This is a genomic window from Nocardia sp. NPDC019219 (genome assembly GCF_040632645.1).
Taxonomy (GTDB): domain Bacteria; phylum Actinomycetota; class Actinomycetes; order Mycobacteriales; family Mycobacteriaceae; genus Nocardia; species Nocardia sputorum.
Window position 1 is genome coordinate 52,945 of the sequence record NZ_JBEYCG010000001.1, and the last position, 18,209, is coordinate 71,153.

Annotated in this window: 16 protein-coding genes; 5 read left to right on the forward strand and 11 right to left on the reverse strand. The window is 69.7% G+C overall.

Annotated features, from left to right (window positions below):
- Nucleotides 1-61 precede the first annotated feature (61 nt).
- Complete coding sequence (locus ABZ552_RS00290) at nucleotides 62-685, forward strand: SDR family oxidoreductase (protein ID WP_281876053.1); 624 nt, start codon at nucleotides 62-64, stop codon at nucleotides 683-685.
- Between the two features lie 29 nt (nucleotides 686-714).
- On the opposite strand, the gene ABZ552_RS00295 is transcribed toward ABZ552_RS00290, so the two are convergent.
- Nucleotides 715-1,851: a GTP-binding protein gene (locus tag ABZ552_RS00295; protein WP_357435017.1), complete on the reverse strand. Its 1,137-nt coding sequence runs from the start codon at nucleotides 1,849-1,851 to the stop codon at nucleotides 715-717.
- Nucleotides 1,852-1,939: 88 nt separating this feature from the next.
- Here ABZ552_RS00295 and thiD point away from each other — a divergent pair, with 88 nt between their 5' ends.
- Entirely contained in the window at nucleotides 1,940-2,785 is an 846-nt protein-coding gene (gene thiD, locus ABZ552_RS00300; protein WP_281876055.1) for a bifunctional hydroxymethylpyrimidine kinase/phosphomethylpyrimidine kinase, read from the forward strand.
- Nucleotides 2,786-2,942: 157 nt separating this feature from the next.
- Here the strand turns inward: thiD and ABZ552_RS00305 are convergent, their stop codons facing one another.
- Complete coding sequence (locus ABZ552_RS00305; protein ID WP_281919441.1) at nucleotides 2,943-3,665, reverse strand: TetR/AcrR family transcriptional regulator; 723 nt, start codon at nucleotides 3,663-3,665, stop codon at nucleotides 2,943-2,945.
- Between the two features lie 69 nt (nucleotides 3,666-3,734).
- Nucleotides 3,735-3,857: a hypothetical protein gene (locus ABZ552_RS00310; protein WP_267470263.1), complete on the reverse strand. Its 123-nt coding sequence runs from the start codon at nucleotides 3,855-3,857 to the stop codon at nucleotides 3,735-3,737.
- 156 nt (nucleotides 3,858-4,013) lie between these two features.
- Between ABZ552_RS00310 and ABZ552_RS00315 the strand changes: the two genes are divergently transcribed.
- The 3 genes from ABZ552_RS00315 (at nucleotide 4,014) to ABZ552_RS00325 (ending at nucleotide 8,197) form a co-directional block, all read left to right on the forward strand.
- Nucleotides 4,014-5,291 (forward strand): bifunctional glycosyltransferase family 2/GtrA family protein, encoded by a 1,278-nt coding sequence (locus tag ABZ552_RS00315; protein WP_281916393.1) that lies wholly within the window; start codon nucleotides 4,014-4,016, stop codon nucleotides 5,289-5,291.
- The gene (locus tag ABZ552_RS00320; protein ID WP_281916392.1) at nucleotides 5,291-7,543 is read left to right on the forward strand and encodes a glycosyltransferase family 39 protein; all 2,253 of its coding nucleotides are present in this window, start codon (nucleotides 5,291-5,293) and stop codon (nucleotides 7,541-7,543) included. The genes ABZ552_RS00315 and ABZ552_RS00320 overlap by 1 nt, the downstream gene beginning before the upstream one ends.
- Nucleotides 7,544-7,831: 288 nt before the next feature.
- On the forward strand, nucleotides 7,832-8,197 hold the full coding sequence (locus ABZ552_RS00325; RefSeq protein WP_281876060.1) for a hypothetical protein: 366 nt from the start codon (nucleotides 7,832-7,834) through the stop codon (nucleotides 8,195-8,197).
- A gap of 47 nt (nucleotides 8,198-8,244) precedes the next feature.
- On the opposite strand, the gene ABZ552_RS00330 is transcribed toward ABZ552_RS00325, so the two are convergent.
- The 8 genes from ABZ552_RS00330 to ABZ552_RS00365 all read right to left on the reverse strand — a co-directional run bounded on the left by ABZ552_RS00330 (nucleotide 8,245) and on the right by ABZ552_RS00365 (nucleotide 18,157).
- Nucleotides 8,245-8,802: a TetR family transcriptional regulator gene (locus ABZ552_RS00330; protein WP_281876062.1), complete on the reverse strand. Its 558-nt coding sequence runs from the start codon at nucleotides 8,800-8,802 to the stop codon at nucleotides 8,245-8,247.
- Nucleotides 8,803-8,920: 118 nt separating this feature from the next.
- Nucleotides 8,921-9,535, reverse strand: coding sequence for a TetR/AcrR family transcriptional regulator (locus tag ABZ552_RS00335; protein ID WP_281876063.1), 615 nt, complete (start codon nucleotides 9,533-9,535; stop codon nucleotides 8,921-8,923).
- A 5-nt stretch (nucleotides 9,536-9,540) separates the two neighbouring features.
- Nucleotides 9,541-10,317 carry an enoyl-CoA hydratase family protein gene (locus ABZ552_RS00340; protein WP_357435021.1) on the reverse strand — a complete coding sequence of 259 codons (777 nt, stop codon included), beginning with the start codon at nucleotides 10,315-10,317 and terminating at the stop codon, nucleotides 9,541-9,543.
- 10 nt (nucleotides 10,318-10,327) lie between these two features.
- Nucleotides 10,328-11,488, reverse strand: coding sequence for an acyl-CoA dehydrogenase family protein (locus ABZ552_RS00345; RefSeq protein ID WP_281876066.1), 1,161 nt, complete (start codon nucleotides 11,486-11,488; stop codon nucleotides 10,328-10,330).
- Nucleotides 11,488-13,500, reverse strand: a complete 2,013-nt coding sequence (locus ABZ552_RS00350; protein WP_281876067.1) for a biotin carboxylase N-terminal domain-containing protein — start codon at nucleotides 13,498-13,500, stop codon at nucleotides 11,488-11,490. Before ABZ552_RS00350 ends, ABZ552_RS00345 begins: the two co-directional genes overlap by 1 nt.
- Nucleotides 13,501-13,550: 50 nt before the next feature.
- Entirely contained in the window at nucleotides 13,551-15,149 is a 1,599-nt protein-coding gene (locus ABZ552_RS00355; protein WP_281876068.1) for a carboxyl transferase domain-containing protein, read from the reverse strand.
- A complete protein-coding gene (locus ABZ552_RS00360) occupies nucleotides 15,146-16,297 on the reverse strand; it encodes an acyl-CoA dehydrogenase family protein (protein WP_063016331.1) in 1,152 nt (383 codons plus the stop codon). The genes ABZ552_RS00355 and ABZ552_RS00360 overlap by 4 nt, the downstream gene beginning before the upstream one ends.
- A gap of 144 nt (nucleotides 16,298-16,441) precedes the next feature.
- Nucleotides 16,442-18,157: an acyclic terpene utilization AtuA family protein gene (locus tag ABZ552_RS00365; protein ID WP_281876069.1), complete on the reverse strand. Its 1,716-nt coding sequence runs from the start codon at nucleotides 18,155-18,157 to the stop codon at nucleotides 16,442-16,444.
- Nucleotides 18,158-18,209: the final 52 nt, after the last annotated feature.

Below are 18,209 nucleotides of genomic sequence, written 5' to 3' on the forward strand. Positions count from 1 at the left end.
TCGTTCTCCGCTGATGTACTGAATCCACAAGAACAACAGCTTTCGAACCAGAGGAGAAACCATGAAGATCGCGGTCTTCGGAGCCACCGGTACGGTCGGTCGTCTCGTCGTCGAGCGGGCGCTGCGGGAGGGGCACGAGGTGACGGCCTTCACCCGCAGCGCCGCGGGCGTCGCGCAGCGGCACGAGCGGCTGCGGGTCGTGGAAGGCGATGTGCTGGACACGCATTCCGTGCAGCGCGCGGTGGAGGGGCAGGACGCGGTGCTGATCTCGCTCGGCAACGGCCGTAAGGGCGTGGTCCGCGCGGAAGGCACCAAGGCGATCATCGCCGCGATGAACCGCACGGGTGTCGAGCGGCTGATCTGCCAGACGACGCTCGGCGTGGGCGACAGCCGGGGCAACCTGAACTTCCTGTGGAAGTACGTGATGTTCGGGCTGCTGCTGCGGCCGGCCTACGCCGACCACGTCCAGCAGGAGAAGTACGTCGAGGCCAGCGATCTGGACTGGACGATCGTGCGGCCGAGCGCCTTCACCGACGGACCGGCCACCGGCAGCTACCGGCGCGGATTCCCGGCGGGCGAGCGCGGTCTCACCTTGAAGATCGCCCGTGCCGACATCGCCGACTTCATGGTCGAGCAACTGACCGACACCACTTACCTCCGCCAGGCGCCTGGCATCTCGAACTGAGCGCACCGTGCGGCGGCCGGGAAGTGGTCTCAGGCGTGCTCGTGCAGGTCGCCCCAGGCCGGGAAGGGATCGGGATACTCCGCCCACGCGCCCGGCCCCTCGGCGAACTCCGCGTCGGTGAGCAGCGCGCCGTCCAGCAACGCGCGCACGTTGTCGCAATCCAGTTTTATTCCGATGAACACGATCTCCTGCCCCGGCGGCACCTCCAGTGACGACCACCAGGCGGCGGGTTCGAAGACCAGGTTCGGCCCCGCTTGCGACCACACCGCGGCCAGCGTCGAGCGGCTCGCGATCCAGCAGAAACCTTTGCTGCGCAGCAGCCCGCGCAACTGTTCCAGCGCGGCGGACAGACGCAGCGGATGGAACGGCCGATCCGCGGTGTAGGTGAGACTGCGAATGCCGTACTCCTCGGTCTCCGGCGTATGTCCGCCCGCGAGTTCCTCCGCCCAGCCCTCGGCCTCGGCGGCGACCAGCGGGTTGTAGCGGCCGGTGTCGAGCACCTCGCACAGGTCGACCACACCGTTGCTGGTGCGCAGCACGTGAGCGCGTGGATTGAGCCTGCGCACCGTCGCCTCCACCGCCCCCGCCGCGGCCGCGCCGACCAAGTCGGTCTTGTTGACCAGCAGGACGTCGGCGAACTCGACCTGATCCACCAGCAAGTCGGCGATGGTGCGCGCGTCGCCCTCACCCGCTTGCAGATTCCGCTCGGCCAGCGCCTGCCCGCGCGCCACCTCGGCGAGGAAGGTAGAGGCGTCGACCACGGTCACCATGGTGTCCAGCCGCGCGACATCGCCGAGCCGGAAGCCGTCCTCGAACTCCCAGTCGAACGTCGCGGCCACCGGCATCGGCTCGGAGATGCCGGTCGATTCGATCACCAGCTGATCGAACCGCCCCTCGCGCGCCAGCCGCGCCACGGCTTCGATCAGGTCCTCGCGCAGCGTGCAGCAGATGCAGCCGTTGGTCAGCTCGACCAGCTTCTCCTCGGTGCGATCCAGGTGGCCCTGTCCCGCGACCAGCGCGGCGTCGATGTTGACCTCGCTCATGTCGTTGACGATGACCGCCACCCGGCGGCCCTCCCGGTTGGCGAGGATGTGGTTGAGCAGCGTCGTCTTGCCCGCACCGAGGAAGCCGGACAGCACGGTGACGGGAAGCAGATCGGAGTCCATGCATTAATGATAACGATTTTCATTTGCTGATCGCGGGCGGGTCCGGTTGCCCGAATCGCGCGAACCGGATCGCCGTAGGGTTTGTGTCGTGAAATTGCTGCCATTGCCCGCCGAGGGGCAGACCCCCGTCCGGGCGCTCACCATTGCCGGTACCGATTCCGGCGGAGGCGCCGGAATCCAAGCCGATACCCGCACCATGGCCCTGTGCGGCGTGCACGCGCTGGTGGCCGTCGCGGCGGTGACCGTGCAGAACACGGTGGGCGTCAGCGGATTTCACGAGATTCCACCGCAGGTCGTGGCCGCTCAGGTGCGCTCGGTCGCCGGGGACATCGGGGTCGGCGCCGCGAAGACCGGCATGCTGGCCTCCACCGCGATCATCGAGGCGGTGGCGGCGGTGTGCCGGGAGGTCGGCATCGGCCGTGACGGCGAAGTCCCGCTGGTCGTCGATCCGGTCGCGGCCTCTATGCACGGCGATCCGCTGCTGCACGCCGAGGCGCTCGACGCGCTGCGCTCCACCCTGATCCCGCTCGCGACGGTGGTGACGCCGAACCTGGACGAGGTCCGGTTGCTCACCGGGATCGACGTCGAGGACGACGATTCGGCGCGCCGCGCCGCCGAGGCGCTGCACAAGCTGGGGCCGCGGTGGGCGATCGTAAAGGGCGGGCACCTGCGTTCCTCCGAGTACAGCACCGATCTGCTTTTCGACGGCGAGCAGTTCCTCGAGTTCACCGCACCGCGCATCGCCACCGGCAACGATCACGGTGGCGGCGACACCCTGGCCGCCGCCATCGCCTGCGCATTGGCGCACGGCTATTCGGTGCCCGAAGCGGTCGAGTTCGCCAAGGAGTGGACCTATCGCTGCCTGGCCGCGTCCTACGATCTCGGCGCGGGCCACGGGCCGGTGTCCCCGCTGTGGCGCTTGCATCGCAGCTGAGCGGCGACCGCCCGGCACACGCCATTTCTTGTCGGTGGTGGCTGCGATACTGAGAACGTCGCCGACACGGATGGCTTCAACGGCGAGGCGATCGGAACAACGAAGTTCGGCGTGAACGCGGCGGAGACCTCGGCGCCCGGCCCGGGGGGCGCTCCGGTCACATAGCGGAAAAAGCGAGGTGCAGCGGTTGATCCGCCGCCATCGCGATGCCGTGCAGTCGAGCGCTCGCGGCCACCAGCGCGAAGATGACCTCGCTCAGATAGTCGGCGAACTGCTCGACCGGCATGGCCGGTGGCTCGGGCTGTTTCACCCCCAGCCACCAATCGGTGGCCGAGGCCACCGCGCCGAAGATCGAATAGATCACCAGCTCCACGCTCGCGACCTGCACCGACTCGTCGTTCACCGCACCGGCGAACAGCTCGGCGGCGCGTTCGGCGGACTGCCTGGCCGACTGCAGGGCGCGGTCGGCGTCGCCGGACCGCTGCGTGAAGTGGCTGTGCAGCATGAACCGGAAGACGTTCGGCTGCCGCGACACCACCAGCGCGTATTCGGTCGCGGCGCGGCGCACCAGGTCACCGGCCGAGTCGCCGGTCAGGTCGAAGCTGGTCATGACCTGCTCCCAGAGCATGTCGCGCACCCGGTCGACGATCGCGTTGTAGAGGTCGCTCTTGTCCTCGAAATGGCGATACAGCTTCGGCTTGGCCGCGCCCGCTTCCTTGGCGATGTCGCCCATGCTGACGGCGGGACCGAATTTGTCGAGCGCGCGGAACGCCGCGTCCACGAACTCCTCGCGCACCTTCCGGCGATGCTCACGCCAGCGCTCGGTGCGCGCGTCCACACGTTTCGGCGGCTGGTCGTCTTCCGTCCGGCCGCGCAGCATCACGAATCCGGATGCTACCTGCTAGCCCGGGTACCGAGACCCGGCCGTGCGCCGGGTCTCGTCCCCCGGTCAGTGTTTGCCGGAACCGGCGCCGCCGTCGCCCGCGGCCTTGGCCTTCTTCTCCGCTCGCTTTTCCTTGAGGGTCTTCCCGGATTTCTTGGACATCGAACTGCGCGGAGATTTGTCGGACAAACGTGGTCCTTTGCTCGGAGAACCTGAATGGTCCCGCTGGCATCGACCGTACGCTACGGCGGCTGCCGGGGACGCGAAACTCCTCGGGCGGCACCCCCAGGAACCTCACAGCTGAGCCCCAGCACCGTGGCAGCGTGGCCCTCGACTCTGGTTCGCATGACCGAGACTTCGACCGTCGCGGCGACGGAACGGACCGAGACCACGGGCGCGCCCGTGCTGGACGTGGTGATACCCGTCTACAACGAAGAGACCGACCTCGGCGTGTGCGTCCGCAGACTGCACGCCTACCTGCGCGACGGATTCCCCTTCCCGGCGCGCATCACGGTCGCCGACAACGCGAGCACCGACGACACGCTGCAGGTCGCACAGCTGCTCGCCGAAGAACTGGACGACGTGCGCGTGGTGCACCTGTCCGCGAAGGGGCGCGGGCGGGCGCTGCGGGCGGTGTGGGAACGCTCCGACGCGCAGGTGGTCGCCTACATGGACGTCGACCTGTCCACCGACCTGAACGCACTGCTGCCCCTGGTCGCACCGCTGATCACCGGGCATTCCGACCTGGCCATCGGCACCCGGCTCGACGCCGCGTCCCGCGTGGTGCGCGGGCCCAAGCGCGAGATCATCTCGCGCTGCTACAACTTGCTGCTGAGGGCATCGCTGCGCGCGCACTTCTCCGACGCCCAATGCGGCTTCAAGGCGATGCGCGCCGACGTGGCGCGCCGTCTGCTGCCGCTGGTGCACGACGGGGAGTGGTTCTTCGACACCGAATTGCTGGTGCTCGCCGAGCGGGCCGGTCTGCGCATCCACGAGGTTCCGGTGGACTGGATCGATGACCCGGACAGCCGCGTCGACATCATCGACACCGCGCGCAAGGACCTGCTCGGCATCTGGCGGCTCGGGCGGGCGCTGGCCACCGGGGCGCTGCCGCTCGACGAGTTGCGGCGCTCGGTGGGCCGGGAACCGTTGGTGCCCGGGGTGCCGCTGGGCATGGTGGGACAACTGGTGCGGTTCGCGATCGTCGGCGTGCTGAGCACGCTGGCCTATCTGCTGCTCTACGTGGTGTTGCAGCCGCTGATCGGAGCGCAGGTGGCGAACTTCGCGGCGCTGCTGATCACGGCGGTGGGCAATACCGCGGCCAACCGGGCTTTCACCTTCGGCGTGCGCGGCTCGAACGGCGCGGTGTCGCACCAGTTCCAAGGACTGGTGATCTTCGGGATCGGGTTGGCGCTCACCAGCGGGTCGCTGTTCGCGCTGCATCGGTGGGCGCCGGACGCCTCGGTGCATCTGGAGCTGTTCGTCCTGGTGGTGGCCAATCTGGTGGCTACGCTGTTGCGGTTCGTCGGGCTGCGCTGGGTGTTCCGCGACAGCGGCGGTGATCGCGCGCCGAGCGCACCGGCTCCCGCCGCCGTCGGACGCTCCGCCGAGGGAGACCGTTGATGACGGCGACTACGACCGCACCGCCGGTCGCGGCCGAACCGCCGCCGAAAGGCCGCCGGAACTGGGAGTATCCGGCGCTGGCTGCGCTACTGTTCGGCACGGCCGTGGCATATCTGTGCAACCTGAGTGCCAACGGATGGGCGAATTCGTTCTACTCGGCCGCCGTACAGGCGGGTTCGGTCTCGTGGAAGGCGTTCTTCTTCGGGTCCTCCGACGCGGCGAACTCGATCACCGTGGACAAGCCGCCCGCCTCGCTGTGGCTGATGGAGCTGTCGGTGCGGGCTTTCGGGCTCAACAGTTGGAGCATCCTGGTGCCGGAGGTGCTGCTCGGCGTGGCGAGTGTGGCAGTCCTGTGGGCGACGGTGCGCAGGCCGTTCGGGCCCGCGGCCGGATTGCTCGCCGGGCTGGCGCTGGCGGTGACGCCCGTCGCGGCGCTGATGTTCCGGTTCAACAATCCCGAAGCGCTGCTGGTGTTCTTGATGATCGCCGCCGCATGGGCGATGACCCGCGCGGTGGAGGACGGCCGCTGGCGGTGGCTGATCCTCACCGGCGCGCTGATCGGATTCGGTTTCCTCACCAAGCAATTGCAGGTGCTGCTGGTGGTTCCGGCGCTCGCGCTGACCTACTTGCTCGCTGGTCCGCCGAAACTCGGCAAGCGCATTCTGCAACTCTTCGCGGCCGCGGCCGCGATGGTGGCGGCCGCGGGCTGGTGGCTGCTGGCGGTGGAGCTGTGGCCGGCCTCGTCGCGGCCGTGGATCGGCGGCTCGCACGACAACTCGATCCTGGAACTCACCCTCGGTTACAACGGGCTCGGCCGGCTCAACGGCAACGAGCGCGGCAGCGTCGGGCCGGGCGGCGACCTTCCGCCGGGCGGCAACGGCATGTGGGGATCCACCGGCATCACCCGGATGTTCGAACCGGCGCAGGGCGGTCAGATCGCGTGGTTGATCCCCGCGGCGCTGGTCGCGCTCGTGGCCGGAATCCTGCTGCGCGGCAAAGCGGCTCGCACCGATCGACAGCGTGCTTCCCTCGTCCTCTGGGGCGGCTGGCTGCTGGTGACCGGGCTGGTGTTCAGCTACATGGCCGGCATCTTCCACCAGTACTACACCGTGGCCCTGGCTCCGGCCGTTGCCGCGCTCGTCGGCGCGGGCACGGTGCAGGCGTGGCGGCAGCGGCAGCGGCTGTGGGTGCGGCTGGCCTCGGCGCTGGCAGTGGGCCTGACCACGGCGACCGCGTGGATGCTGTTGTCCCGCAGCCCGGAATGGCAGTCGTGGCTGCGCTGGACGGTGCTGGTCGTCGGCGTGCTCGCGACGCTCGCCGTGCTCGTCCCCGCGCCGCGCAAACTGGCCGTGGTGTCGGCGCTGGCGGTCGCGTTCACCTTCCTGGCCGGACCGGTCGCCTACGCCGTCGACACCATCGCGACGCCGCACGCCGGGTCCATCCCCTCCGCCGGACCGAACGTCGCGATGCGCAATCGGCCGCCGTGGGGCGAGGGCATGCCGGGAATGGGCCGTCGCATGCAGGACGGAACCGGAACCACCGGCCGCGACGGCACCGCGCAAGCCCCGGGCGGTACGCCACCGGACGGCGGTGCGCCGGGAACGGGTCCGCAGGGCACGACACCGGACGGCCGGATCCCGCAGCCGGGCAGCCAACTCCCAGGCACCCGGCCGCAGGGCAACGCGCCCGGCGGCCGGACACCGAGCGACGGACGCCAGGGCACGACGCCCGACGGGCAGACCCCCGACGGCGCGGGCACTTCGCCGGGCTTCCCTCCCGGCAACGCGCCGCAAGGCAACGCGCCCGGCGGGCAGGCACCGGACGGCGCGATGGCCCCGCAGGGGCAGGGCATGCCCGGAGACGACGGCCCCAATGGCGGCGGAATGGGCGGCTTCCTCGGGGCGAGCGAACCGAGCGCGCAAATCGTGGCCCTGCTCGAGCAGAACGGCGGCGACTACACCTGGGTCGCCGCGGCCATCGGCTCGAACAGCGCCGCGGGGCTGCAACTGGCCACCGAACTTCCGGTGATGCCGATCGGCGGCTTCAACGGCAGTGACCCCTCGCCGACGCTGGAACAGTTTCAGCGGTATGTCGCCGAAGGGAAGATCCACTACTTCGTCGGCGGCGGACGTGGCGGACCCGGTTCGTCCGAGTCCTCCCCCAGCGCGCGGATCACGCAGTGGGTCCAGGAGAACTTCACCGCCATTCAGGTGGACGGGGTCACCTTGTACGACCTGACCGCCACCCGCTGATACCACGCGATGCGGTCCGGTCGCCCTGCATTCCCCCGGACCGCATCGCCTCCCGTGTTCAGCGCTTCCCCCTGCGTCCGCTGAACACCGCATCCGCACCGGCGCCATACCTCGGCGCCGGTGCGGATCGCGTTCGCGCACCGGATCCGCCACCGGCGTGCGGCCGGTTCGGCTTCCCGCTCTTGGCATCCCGCAAAACTCCAGCGATGATGATCGGACCTATGACGGCTCCCGGCCGGGAGCCGGGCCATCAGGTCCCGTGTCCACGCGAAACATGCAGGGAAACAGTTGAACGCTTTCATGAAGCTGGCCGTGACGGTGGTCAGCGCACTGGTCGCAACCGCGCTCACCGTCGGATTCGCCGCCACCGCGTCGGCCGCGCCCGCCGACCGCGCCGAACCGCTCGCCGCCGCGACCGGTGAGCCCCCGCAGGTGACCTACATCAAAGCGTGCCTGCCGCCCGGCGACACGATCGAACTGCGCACCGGAATCGGCGCGGCGATCGGGGCCGCGATCGGCGCGCTCGTCGGCCTGCCCGTCTTCTTCGTCGGCGCGATCCCCGGCGCGATCATCGTCGGCCTGATCGGCGCCGCCATCGGAGCCTCCTCCTACGCCATCGATTCGGGACGGCTCGAACAGCAAGGTCTGTGCTGAGCGCCACGGCGTGACGGCACGCCGAGCCCCGTAGGCGCTGACCGCCGTCACTCGCTCGCGGCGGTCAGCGCGCGCACCAATCGGTCCAGCGCGGGGCGTGGATCGAAGTCCGCTTCCGGGTTCACCAGCTGATGCAGGATGATCCCGTCGAGCTGGTCGACCAGGGGCCGCGCCGCGGTCCGATCGGCGCCGACCCACGCCAGCAGCGTCGCGGCCCATTCGGTCAGGCGCAGGTGTCCGCGCCGGACGCTCTCGCGCAGCGCGGGAATGGACTGTCCTTCCAAGAACAGGGCGTAGCGGGCCAGCGTGCGCACCCGGTCGGCGCCCACCGCGCGCACCGCGAAAGCGGCCATGCCGTCGACGAGTTCGTCGATCGATCCGGGCGCTGGTCGCCGCAGGAGCGCCTCCCAATTCGCGTGGTCACGTGCCTCGAGGCGCTCGGTGATGCCGATCAGCAGCGCTTCCCGGGTGCGGAAGTAGTTGGAGGCCGAACCGGCGGGCATCCCCGCGGCCTCGTCGACCGCGCGGTGGGTGAGCGCGCGGGTGCCGCGGGATCCCAGCAGGTCGATCGCCGCGTCCAACACGAGTTCGCGTTTGGTGGACACATTTCGATACTACGTAAGTAGTGGTACAGGTTACAGTCAGGTGGCGCTGAATTCGCCGCGCTCGCACGCTCAGCGAGCCTCGCTATGCCACAGCTTCGCCCCGATGCCGAGCTCCGGTTCAGCGGGGTGCGTGCAAGGCGGCGTGCAGCGTGGCCGCCCATTGTTCGACTATTCGCTTGCGACGGGCCGAATCGTCGGTGAGGACATCGGCGAGGCCCAGACCACGCGCCATGTCCAGGGTCGCCTGGACCAGGTGATGGGCGACCGGGTCCGAGTCGTCGACGCCCAGGGCCTCGACCGCGCGGCGATGGGAGGCGCGCCCGAAGCGGGCCTCCAGCGGGACGATGCGTTCGCGCAGCGCCGGGTCCGCGGCGGCATGGGTCCACACCTGCAACGCCGCTTTGAACAACGGGCTGGTGTAGGACTCGACCAGCCCCGCCACCACCGCCTCGGTGCGGGCGATGCCGTCACCCAGTTCCGTCAGCGTCGCCGCCTCCTGCACCGCCTGCCCGCTGCGCGTGTCGAACATGTACTCCAGCGCGGCGGTGATCAGGTCCTCCCTGGTGGGAAAGTGATGCTGCGCCGCGCCACGCGACACCCCGGCCCGTTCGGCGACCACGGCGACCGTCGCTGCCGCCCAGCCCATCTCGGCCAGGCAGTCGATGGTCGCCTCGAGCAGGCGCTGCCGGGTGGCGCGGCTGCGGTCCTGCTTGGGTTCGTGGGGTGTCGCCATGGTCGTTATTCTGCCCAGCCCGGCGGACGGCGCTGCAAAAAGGCCAGCATGCCCTCGTGCACTTCGGGGGTGCCGAAGAAGCTCGCCGAACGCCGCGCGAGTTCTTCGGCGGAGGCGTCGAACTCGGCGAGGATGCCCGCGTTGACCAACCGCTTGGCCTCGGCCAGACCCTGCGGGGAGCCCTTGCGCACCTCCCCGCACAGCCGTTCCACTTCGGCGGCCGGATCGTCGGCGGTCACCGTGACCAAGCCGATCTCCCGAGCCACGGTCGCATCGAACTTCTCGCCCGTGAGGTAGTACCGGCTGGCCGCGCGCGGGGCGAGCCTGGGCAGCAGGGTCAGCGAGATCATGAACGGCGCCAGCCCGATGCGCACCTCGGTGAGCGCGAAACTACTGCCCGGACCGGCCACGACGATGTCGCAGCCCGCCACGATGCCCATGCCGCCGGCCCGCACATTGCCGTCGATCCGCGCGATCACCGGCTTCGGGATCTCCACCAGCCTGCGCAGCACGCCGATCATGACCCGGGTGCGCTCATCGGCGGCCACGGCCGGATCGGCGTCGCTCGCCTCGCTCAGATCCGCGCCCGCGCAGAAGGTGTTGCCGGTGTGCGCGAGCACGATGACGCGCACCTTCTCGTCGGCGGCCGCGTCGTCGAGCCCGCGCAGCAGTTCGGCGACCAGCTTGGACGACAGCGCGTTGCGGTTGTGCGGCGAATCGAACGTGAGCGTCGCGACGCCGCCGCTCACCTCGTAGCGGACGAACGGGCCCGTCTCGGTCATGCGCGTCCTCTCAGTACGACTTCGGCAGGCCCAGCGAGTACTGGGCGACGAAGTTCAGGACCATCTCCCGGCTCACCGGCGCGATGCGGCCGATGCGCGCGGCGGCGAGCATGGCGGCCAACCCGACGTCCCTGGTCAGACCGGAACCGCCGTGGGTCTGGATGGCCTGGTCGAGGGCCTTGATGCTGGCTTCCGCCCCGGCGTACTTCGCCATGTTGGCCGCCTCGGCGGCGCCCATCTCGTCGCCCGCGTCGTAGAGGGCGGCGGCCTTCTGCATCATCAGCTTCGCCAGCTCCAGTTCGACCTTCACCTGGGCCAGCGGATGCGAAATGCCTTGATGCGCACCGATCGGGGTCTTCCACACCGTGCGCTCCTTGGCGTATTCCACGGCGCGTTCGATGGCGTAGCGGCCCATGCCGACGGCCATGGCCGCGCCCATGATCCGCTCCGGGTTCAGGCCCGCGAACAGCTGCATCAGCGCCGCGTCCTCCTTGCCGACCAGCGCGGTGGACGGCAGCCGGACGTCGTCGAGGAACAGGTTGTACTGGTGGTCGGGCTCGATGATGTCCATCTCCTGCGCCGTCTTGGTGAAGCCTTCGGCGTCGGTCGGCACGATGAACAGGGCGGGCTTGAGCTTGCCGGTCTTGTGGTCGGAGGTCCTGGCCACGATCAGCACGGCCTCGGCCTGGTCCACGCCGGAGATGAAGATCTTGCGGCCGTTGAGGATCCAGTCGTCGCCGTCGCGGCGCGCGGTCGTGGTGATCTGGTGGGAGTTGGAGCCCGCGTCCGGCTCGGTGATGCCGAACACCATCTTGCCGGAGCCGTCGGCGAGCTTGGGCAGCCATTGCCGCTTCTGCTCGTCGGTGCCGTACTTGGTGATGATGGTGCCGCAGATGGCCGGGGAGACGACCATCAGCAACAGGCCCGCGCCCTGCGCGGACAACTCCTCCATCACCAGCGACAGCTCGTACATGCCCGCGCCGCCGCCCCCGAACTCCTCGGGCAGGTTCACGCCGAGGAAACCGAGTTTGCCCGCCTCCTGCCACAATTCGTCCAGCGGCTCGTTCTTGCGCGCCTTCGGCAGCACGTAGTCGCGGTAGTTGTACTTCGCGGCCAGCGCGGCGACGGCGGCCCGCAGCGCCTTCTGCTCGTCGGTTTCGATGAACGACATCAGTTCTCCTGGGTTTCGGTGTTGTCGGCGGCGGGGTCGACGACCGCGAGCACGGCGCCGACGTCGACCTGCTGGCCGACGGTGACGTTGACGGCGCTGAGCACGCCCGCGGCGGGCGCGGCGATGGTGTGCTCCATCTTCATCGCCTCCAGCCACAGGATCGGCTGGCCCTGTTCGACCCGGCTGCCGACTTCGGCGCCGAGCCGGATCACGCTGCCCGGCATGGGCGCCAGCAGGGAGCCGGTGGCCACTTGGTCGGCCGGGTCGCTGAAACGCGGCAGCCTGCGCAGGGCAACCGGGCCGAGCGGCGAGTCGACGTAGACCTGGTCGCCGTAGCGGGCGACCTCGAACTGCCTGCGCACCGGACCGCGTTCGCCCGGAACCGACAGCACGACACGATCGGGAGCCGCTTCGACGAGATCGAGACCGTCGTGCCCGTCCACGGCGACACCGGTGCGGCCGAAGCGGTAACCCACCTCGTGCCTCCCGGTGGCGCGGCTCTCGTAGGACTTGCGCTGCGACTGCGACGGCAGGTTCCGCCACCCGCTTGGCAGTCCGCCGCCCACCCGCGCGCGGCCACGGTTGGCGGCGGCGTCGGCGAGTGCAGCGGCCACGATGGACAGCGCCTCGTCGGACTCCGACACCAGCGGCGCGGCGAGCACGTCCAACCCGTGCGTGGCGAAGAACGCCGTGTCGGTGTCACCGGACAGGAACGCCGGATGACGCAGCACGCGCACCAGCAGATCCCGGTTGGTGACCAGCCCGTGGATCTTCGCGCGATGCAGTGCCGCAGCGAGCAATCGCGCCGCCTCGGTACGCGTCTCGGCGTAGGAGATGACCTTGGCCAGCATGGGGTCGTAGTGCACGCCGACGACCGAGCCGTTCACCACGCCCGTGTCCAAGCGCACGCCCGGCCCGTCGAGCAGGTCGAATTCGGTGCGGACCGACGGGATCTCGATCCGGTGCACGGTTCCGCTCTGCGGCTGCCAGTCCTGTGCCGGATCCTCGGCGTAGAGCCGCACCTCGATCGAATGTCCGCGCATCGCGGGCGGTTCGGCGGGCAGCGCGCCGCCCGCGGCGACGTCGAGTTGCAGCCGGACCAGGTCCAGACCGGTGGTGCACTCGGTCACCGGGTGCTCCACTTGCAGGCGGGTGTTCATCTCCAGGAAGAAGAACTCGCCCTGCTCGTCGGCGAGGAACTCGACGGTGCCCGCGCCGGTGTAGCCGATCGCGCCCGCCGCCAGCCGCGCCGCCTCGAACAGGCGCGCCCGCATCCCTTCGGTGCGTTCCACCAGCGGAGACGGGGCCTCCTCCAGCACCTTCTGGTGGCGGCGCTGGATGGAGCACTCGCGCTCGCCGACCGCCCAGATGACGCCGTGCGTATCGGCCATCACCTGGACTTCGATGTGCCTGCCGGTCTCCAGGTAACGCTCACAGAAAACCGTCGGGTCGCCGAACGCGGATTCCGCCTCGCGCCGGGCGGCCTCGATCTGCGGGGTCAGGTCCGCCAGCTCGCGGACCACCCGCATGCCGCGCCCGCCGCCACCGGCGGATGCCTTGATCAGGACCGGCAGGTGCGCCTCGGTGACCTCGGCCGGGTCCAGTTCGGCGAGCACCGGCACGCCCGCGGCGTCCATCATCTTCTTCGAGGCGACCTTCGAGCCCATCTGCTCGATCGCTTCGACGGGCGGTCCGATCCAGACCAGCCCGGCGTCGAGCACCGCCTTGGCGAATTCGGCGTTCTCGGAGAGGAACCCGTATCCGGGATGGATGGCGTCGGCACCGGCGGCGAGCGCTGCCTCGATGATCAACTCACCACGCAGATAGGTTTCCGCCGGCGTGTTGCCGGGCAGGCGCACCGCGGCGTCCGCCTCGGTGACGTGCGGCGCGGCGGCATCCGCGTCGGAGTACACCGCGACGCTGCCCAGACCCATTCGGCGGCAGGTGGCGAACACCCGCCGCGCGATCTCGCCACGGTTGGCGACGAGGACATTCGTAAGCCCACCCGTCACCCGGCCGCCACCCCTCATCGAATCGCTTTGCGATGCAGTCATCATCGGCCTCACATTCGGAAGACGCCGAAGCCGTCGGCGCCTTTGATCGGGGCGTTGTGAATGGCCGACAGGGACATTCCCAACACGGTGCGGGTGTCGCGCGGATCGATGACGCCGTCGTCGTAGAGCCGCCCGGACATGAACATCGCCAGCGATTCGGCCTCGATCTGCGCCTCCACCATGGCGCGCATCCCGGCGTCGGCCTCCTCGTCGAACGGCAGGCCCTTCGCCTCGGCGGCGGCGCGGCCGACGATCGAGATGACGCCCGCCAGCTGCGCGCCGCCCATCACGGCGGATTTCGCGCTGGGCCAAGCGAACACGAAACGCGGGTCGTAGGCCCGGCCGCACATGCCGTAGTGGCCCGCGCCGTAAGACGAGCCCATCAGCAGCGAGATGTGCGGCACCTTCGAGTTGGACACCGCGTTGATCATCATCGCGCCGTGCTTGATGATGCCCTTCTGCTCGTACTCCTTGCCCACCATGTAGCCGGTGGTGTTGTGCAGGAACAGCAGTGGCGTGTTCGTCTTGTTGGCCAGCTGGATGAACTGGGTGGCCTTCTGCGACTCCTCGGAGAACAGCACACCCCGCGCGTTGGCCAGGATGCCGACCGGATATCCGTGCAGCTCGGCCCATCCGGTGACGAGGCTGCTGCCGTAGAGCGGCTTGAACTCGTCGAAATCCGAGCCGTCCACGATGCGTGCGATCACCTCGCGCGGATCGAACGGGATCTTCAGGTCCGACGGCACGATGCCGAGCAGGTCCTCCGGGTCGTACAGCGGCTCGATCACCTCCGCTCGCGGAGCCGGGCCCTGCTTGCGCCAGTTCAGCCGCCGGACGATGGAACGGCCGATGCGGATCGCGTCCTGCTCGTCGATCGCGTAGTAGTCCGCGAGGCCGGAGACCCGCGCGTGCATGTCCGCCCCGCCGAGCGACTCGTCGTCGGACTCCTCGCCGGTGGCCATCTTGACCAGCGGCGGACCGCCGAGGAACACCTTGGAGCGCTCCTTGATCATCACCACGTGGTCGGACATGCCGGGGATGTACGCGCCGCCCGCGGTCGAGTTGCCGAACACCAGCGCGATCGTCGGGATGCCCGCCGCCGACGCCTGGGTGAGATCGCGGAACATCCGGCCGCCGGGGACGAACACCTCCTTCTGCGTGGGCAGATCCGCGCCGCCGGATTCCACCAGCGAGATCACCGGCAGCCGGTTCTCCCGCACGATGTCGTTGATGCGCAACGTCTTGCGCAGCGTCCACGGGTTGGAGGTGCCGCCGCGCACGGTCGGGTCGGGCGCGACGATCATGCACTCGACGCCCTCCACGATGCCGATCCCGGCGATGGTGCTACCGCCGACGTGGAATTCGCTGCCCCAGCCCGCCAGCGGGCACAGTTCCAGGAACGGCGAGTCCTCGTCGACGAGCAGTTCGATGCGCTCGCGCGCGGTCAGCTTGCCGCGCTTGCGATGCCGGGCCAGTTTGTCGGGTCCGCCGCCCGCGATGGCCTTGGCGAACTCCGCCTCGACCTCGGTGAGCTTGGCGGTCATGGCCTCCGCGGCCGCCTCGTACTCGGGCGCGGCGGTGTCCAAGGTGCTGCGCAGGATGGTCATGACTGGTACCCCAATCGCTTCGCCGCCAGTCCGGTCAGGATCTCGGTCGTGCCGCCGCCGATGCCGAGGATGCGCATATCGCGGTACTGGCGTTCGATCTCGGATTCGCGCATGTAGCCGAGACCGCCGAACAGCTGCACGGCCTGGTTGGCCACCCACTCGCCCGCTTCGACGGCGGTGTTCTTGGCGAAGCACACTTCGGCGATCAGGTCGGTCTCGCCTTCGGCGCTGCGCTGCACCACGTCGCGGGTGTAGACGCGGGCGACGTCGATGCGCCGCGCCATCTCGGTGACCGTGTTCTGCACCGCCTGCCTGCTGATCAGCGGGCGGCCGAAGGTCTCGCGGTTGCGCACCCACTCCAGGGTCAGGTCCAGGCAGCGCTGCGCGCTGGAGTACGCCTGCACCGCGAGGCCGACGCGCTCGCTGACGAACGCGCCCGCGATCTGGAAGAAGCCGGAGTTCTCCGGGCCCACCAGGTTCTCCACCGGCACCCGCACGTCGACGTAGGACAACTCGGCGGTGTCGGAGGCCAGCCAGCCCATCTTGTCCAGCTTGCGGCTGACCGTGAAACCGGGCGTGTCCTTGTCGACGATGAGCAGCGAGATGCCGCCGGAGCCGGGGCCACCGGTGCGCACCGCGGTGACCACGAAGTCGGCGCGGACGCCGGAGGTGATGTAGGTCTTGGCCCCGTTGACGATGTAGTGGTCGCCGTCGCGGCGCGCCGTCGTGGTGAGGTGCCCGACGTCGGAGCCGCCGCCGGGCTCGGTGATCGCGAGCGAGCCGATCTTCTCCCCGGCCAGCGTCGGCTTCACCCAGCGCTCGATCTGCTCGGCGTTACCCGAGGCGATGATGTGCGGCACCGAGATGCCGCAGGTGAACAGGGAGGCGAACAGCCCGCCGGACGCACCGGCCTGGTGCATCTCCTCGCAGACGATCATCGCGTCCACGCCGTCGCCGCCGGAGCCGCCCGCGGATTCCGGGAACTGCACGCCCAGCAGACCGAGCGCGCCCGCCTTCTTGTGCAGTTCGCGCGGGATCTCCCCGGCGCGCTCCCAGCCGTCCAGGTACGGCAGGATCTCGCGTTCCACGAATCCGCGCACCGTGGAACGCAATTCGCGTCGTTCCGGCGTCTCCCAGAGTTTCGTCATACGGTGTCCTTTCTCGCATGACCGGTGGCCCTGCGTGGTGACGCGAGCTGCCGCCTCCGGGCCTGACCGGTCATGCGGTGTCCTTTCTCGCATGACCGGTGGCCCTGCGTGGTGACGCGAGCTGCCGCCTCCGGGCCTGACCGGTCATGCGAGCAGCTCCACTGGAATGTCGAGGTGACGAGACCGCAGCCATTCGCCGAGTCCCTTGGCCTGCGGATCGAAGCGGGCCTGGTAGGCCACGCCCTGACCGAGCAGGCCTTCGATGATGAAGTTCAGCGCCCGCAGATTGGGCAGGACGTGCCGGGTGACGGTCAGCGAAGCCGCTTCCGGCAGTAGTTCTTTGACGCGGGCCACGGTGAGCGTGTGCGCCAGCCAGCGCCATTGCTCGTCGGTGCGCACCCACACGCCGATGTTCGCGTCACCGCCTTTGTCACCGCTGCGGGCCAGCGCGATCGTCCCCAACGGGACGCGGCGCGTGTCCCCGGCCGGCAGGGGCTCCGGGGCGGGCGGCTCCGCGACGTCGGCGAGTTCGGTCGTCTCCGTGGCCGGCGCGACGTCGACGCGAGTGCCGTCGGGCAGCACCGCTGTGTGCGGAACCTCCGCGGCGTCGACGAAACCGGGCGTGAACACGCCGTAGGGAGATCCGTTGCCGGGGAGCGTCGTGAAACTGCATCCCGGATAGCTGGCCAGCGCCAGCTCCACGGCGACGTTGGAGAACGCGCGCCCGACCTTGTTCGGGTCCGGGTCGCGGACCACGCAGCGCAGCAGCGCGCTGGCCTGCTCCTCGGTCGCCGCGTCCGGCCGATCCAGACGGGCCAGCGTCCAGCTCAGCTCGGCGGGACGGGTCGGCAGCCAGGACTCCAGCTGGCGTTGCGCGAGTGCGGCTTTGGCCTCGATGTCCAGGCCGGTGAGCACGAATTCCATCTCGTTGCGGAAGCCGCCGAGCGTGTTCAGCGAGACCTTGAGCCGAGGCGGCGGGGCCTCACCGGTGACGCCGCTGATCCGCACCCGATCGGGACCGTCCTGGTCGAGCCGGATGGTGTCCAGGCGGGTCGTCACGTCGGGGCCCGCGTAGCGGGGACCCTGGATCTCGTACATCAGCTGGGCCTCGACCGTGTCGACGGTGACCGCGCCGCCGGTGCCCGCGTGCTTGGTGATGACGCTGCTGCCGTCGGCGCGGATCTCCGCGATCGGGAAGCCCGGCCTGCCCAGATCGGCGAGCTCGGTGAAGAAGGCGTAGTTGCCGCCGGTGGCCTGGGTGCCGCATTCGATCACGTGCCCCGCCACCACCGCACCGGCCAGCCGGTCGTAATCCTCGCGGTCCCAGCCGAAGTGCGCGGCGGCCGGGCCGACGATCACCGACGCGTCGGTGACCCGGCCGGTGACCACGATGTCCGCGCCCGCGTTCAGGCATTCGACGATGCCCCACGCGCCGAGGTAGGCGTTGGCGGTCAGCGGCGCGCCGAAGCCGAGTTCACCGGCGCGCGCGAGCAGGTCGTCGCCCTCCACGTGCGCGATCTTCGCGTCCAGTCCGAGATCGGCGGCCACCTTGCGCAGTTTCCCCGCCAGGCCGGCCGGATTGAGGCCGCCCGCGTTGGCCACGATCCGCACGTTGCGTTCCAGCGCCAGCCCGAGGCAGTCCTCGATCTGCTTGACGAAGGTCTTGGCGTAGCCGAGGTCCGGGTCCTTCATGCGGTCCCGGCCGAGGATCAGCATGGTGAGTTCGGCGAGATAGTCGCCGGTGAGGACGTCGAGCTGTCCCCCTTCCAGCATCTCGCGCATGGCGCCGAGCCGATCACCGTAGAAGCCGGAACAGTTGCCGATCCGGAGCACATGCGGGTCGGCGGCCAGCATACTCATCAGCGGGAATGCCTCCTGTGCGGCGAACCGTCAGGATGAGCCGCATGCCGCA

Excerpts from the sequence above, each read along its gene's own strand:
- ABZ552_RS00290 (WP_281876053.1), top strand. The coding sequence starts at position 62 with ATGAAGATCGCGGTCTTCGGAGCCACCGGTACGGTCGGTCGTCTCGTC.
- ABZ552_RS00295 (WP_357435017.1), bottom strand. The coding sequence starts at position 1,851 with ATGGACTCCGATCTGCTTCCCGTCACCGTGCTGTCCGGCTTCCTCGGT.
- ABZ552_RS00305 (WP_281919441.1), bottom strand. The coding sequence starts at position 3,665 with ATGCTGCGCGGCCGGACGGAAGACGACCAGCCGCCGAAACGTGTGGAC.
- ABZ552_RS00315 (WP_281916393.1), top strand. The coding sequence starts at position 4,014 with ATGACCGAGACTTCGACCGTCGCGGCGACGGAACGGACCGAGACCACG.
- ABZ552_RS00320 (WP_281916392.1), top strand. The coding sequence starts at position 5,291 with ATGACGGCGACTACGACCGCACCGCCGGTCGCGGCCGAACCGCCGCCG.
- ABZ552_RS00335 (WP_281876063.1), bottom strand. The coding sequence starts at position 9,535 with ATGGCGACACCCCACGAACCCAAGCAGGACCGCAGCCGCGCCACCCGG.
- ABZ552_RS00340 (WP_357435021.1), bottom strand. The coding sequence starts at position 10,317 with ATGACCGAGACGGGCCCGTTCGTCCGCTACGAGGTGAGCGGCGGCGTC.
- ABZ552_RS00345 (WP_281876066.1), bottom strand. The coding sequence starts at position 11,488 with ATGTCGTTCATCGAAACCGACGAGCAGAAGGCGCTGCGGGCCGCCGTC.
- ABZ552_RS00355 (WP_281876068.1), bottom strand. The coding sequence starts at position 15,149 with ATGACCATCCTGCGCAGCACCTTGGACACCGCCGCGCCCGAGTACGAG.
- ABZ552_RS00360 (WP_063016331.1), bottom strand. The coding sequence starts at position 16,297 with ATGACGAAACTCTGGGAGACGCCGGAACGACGCGAATTGCGTTCCACG.
- ABZ552_RS00365 (WP_281876069.1), bottom strand. The coding sequence starts at position 18,157 with ATGAGTATGCTGGCCGCCGACCCGCATGTGCTCCGGATCGGCAACTGT.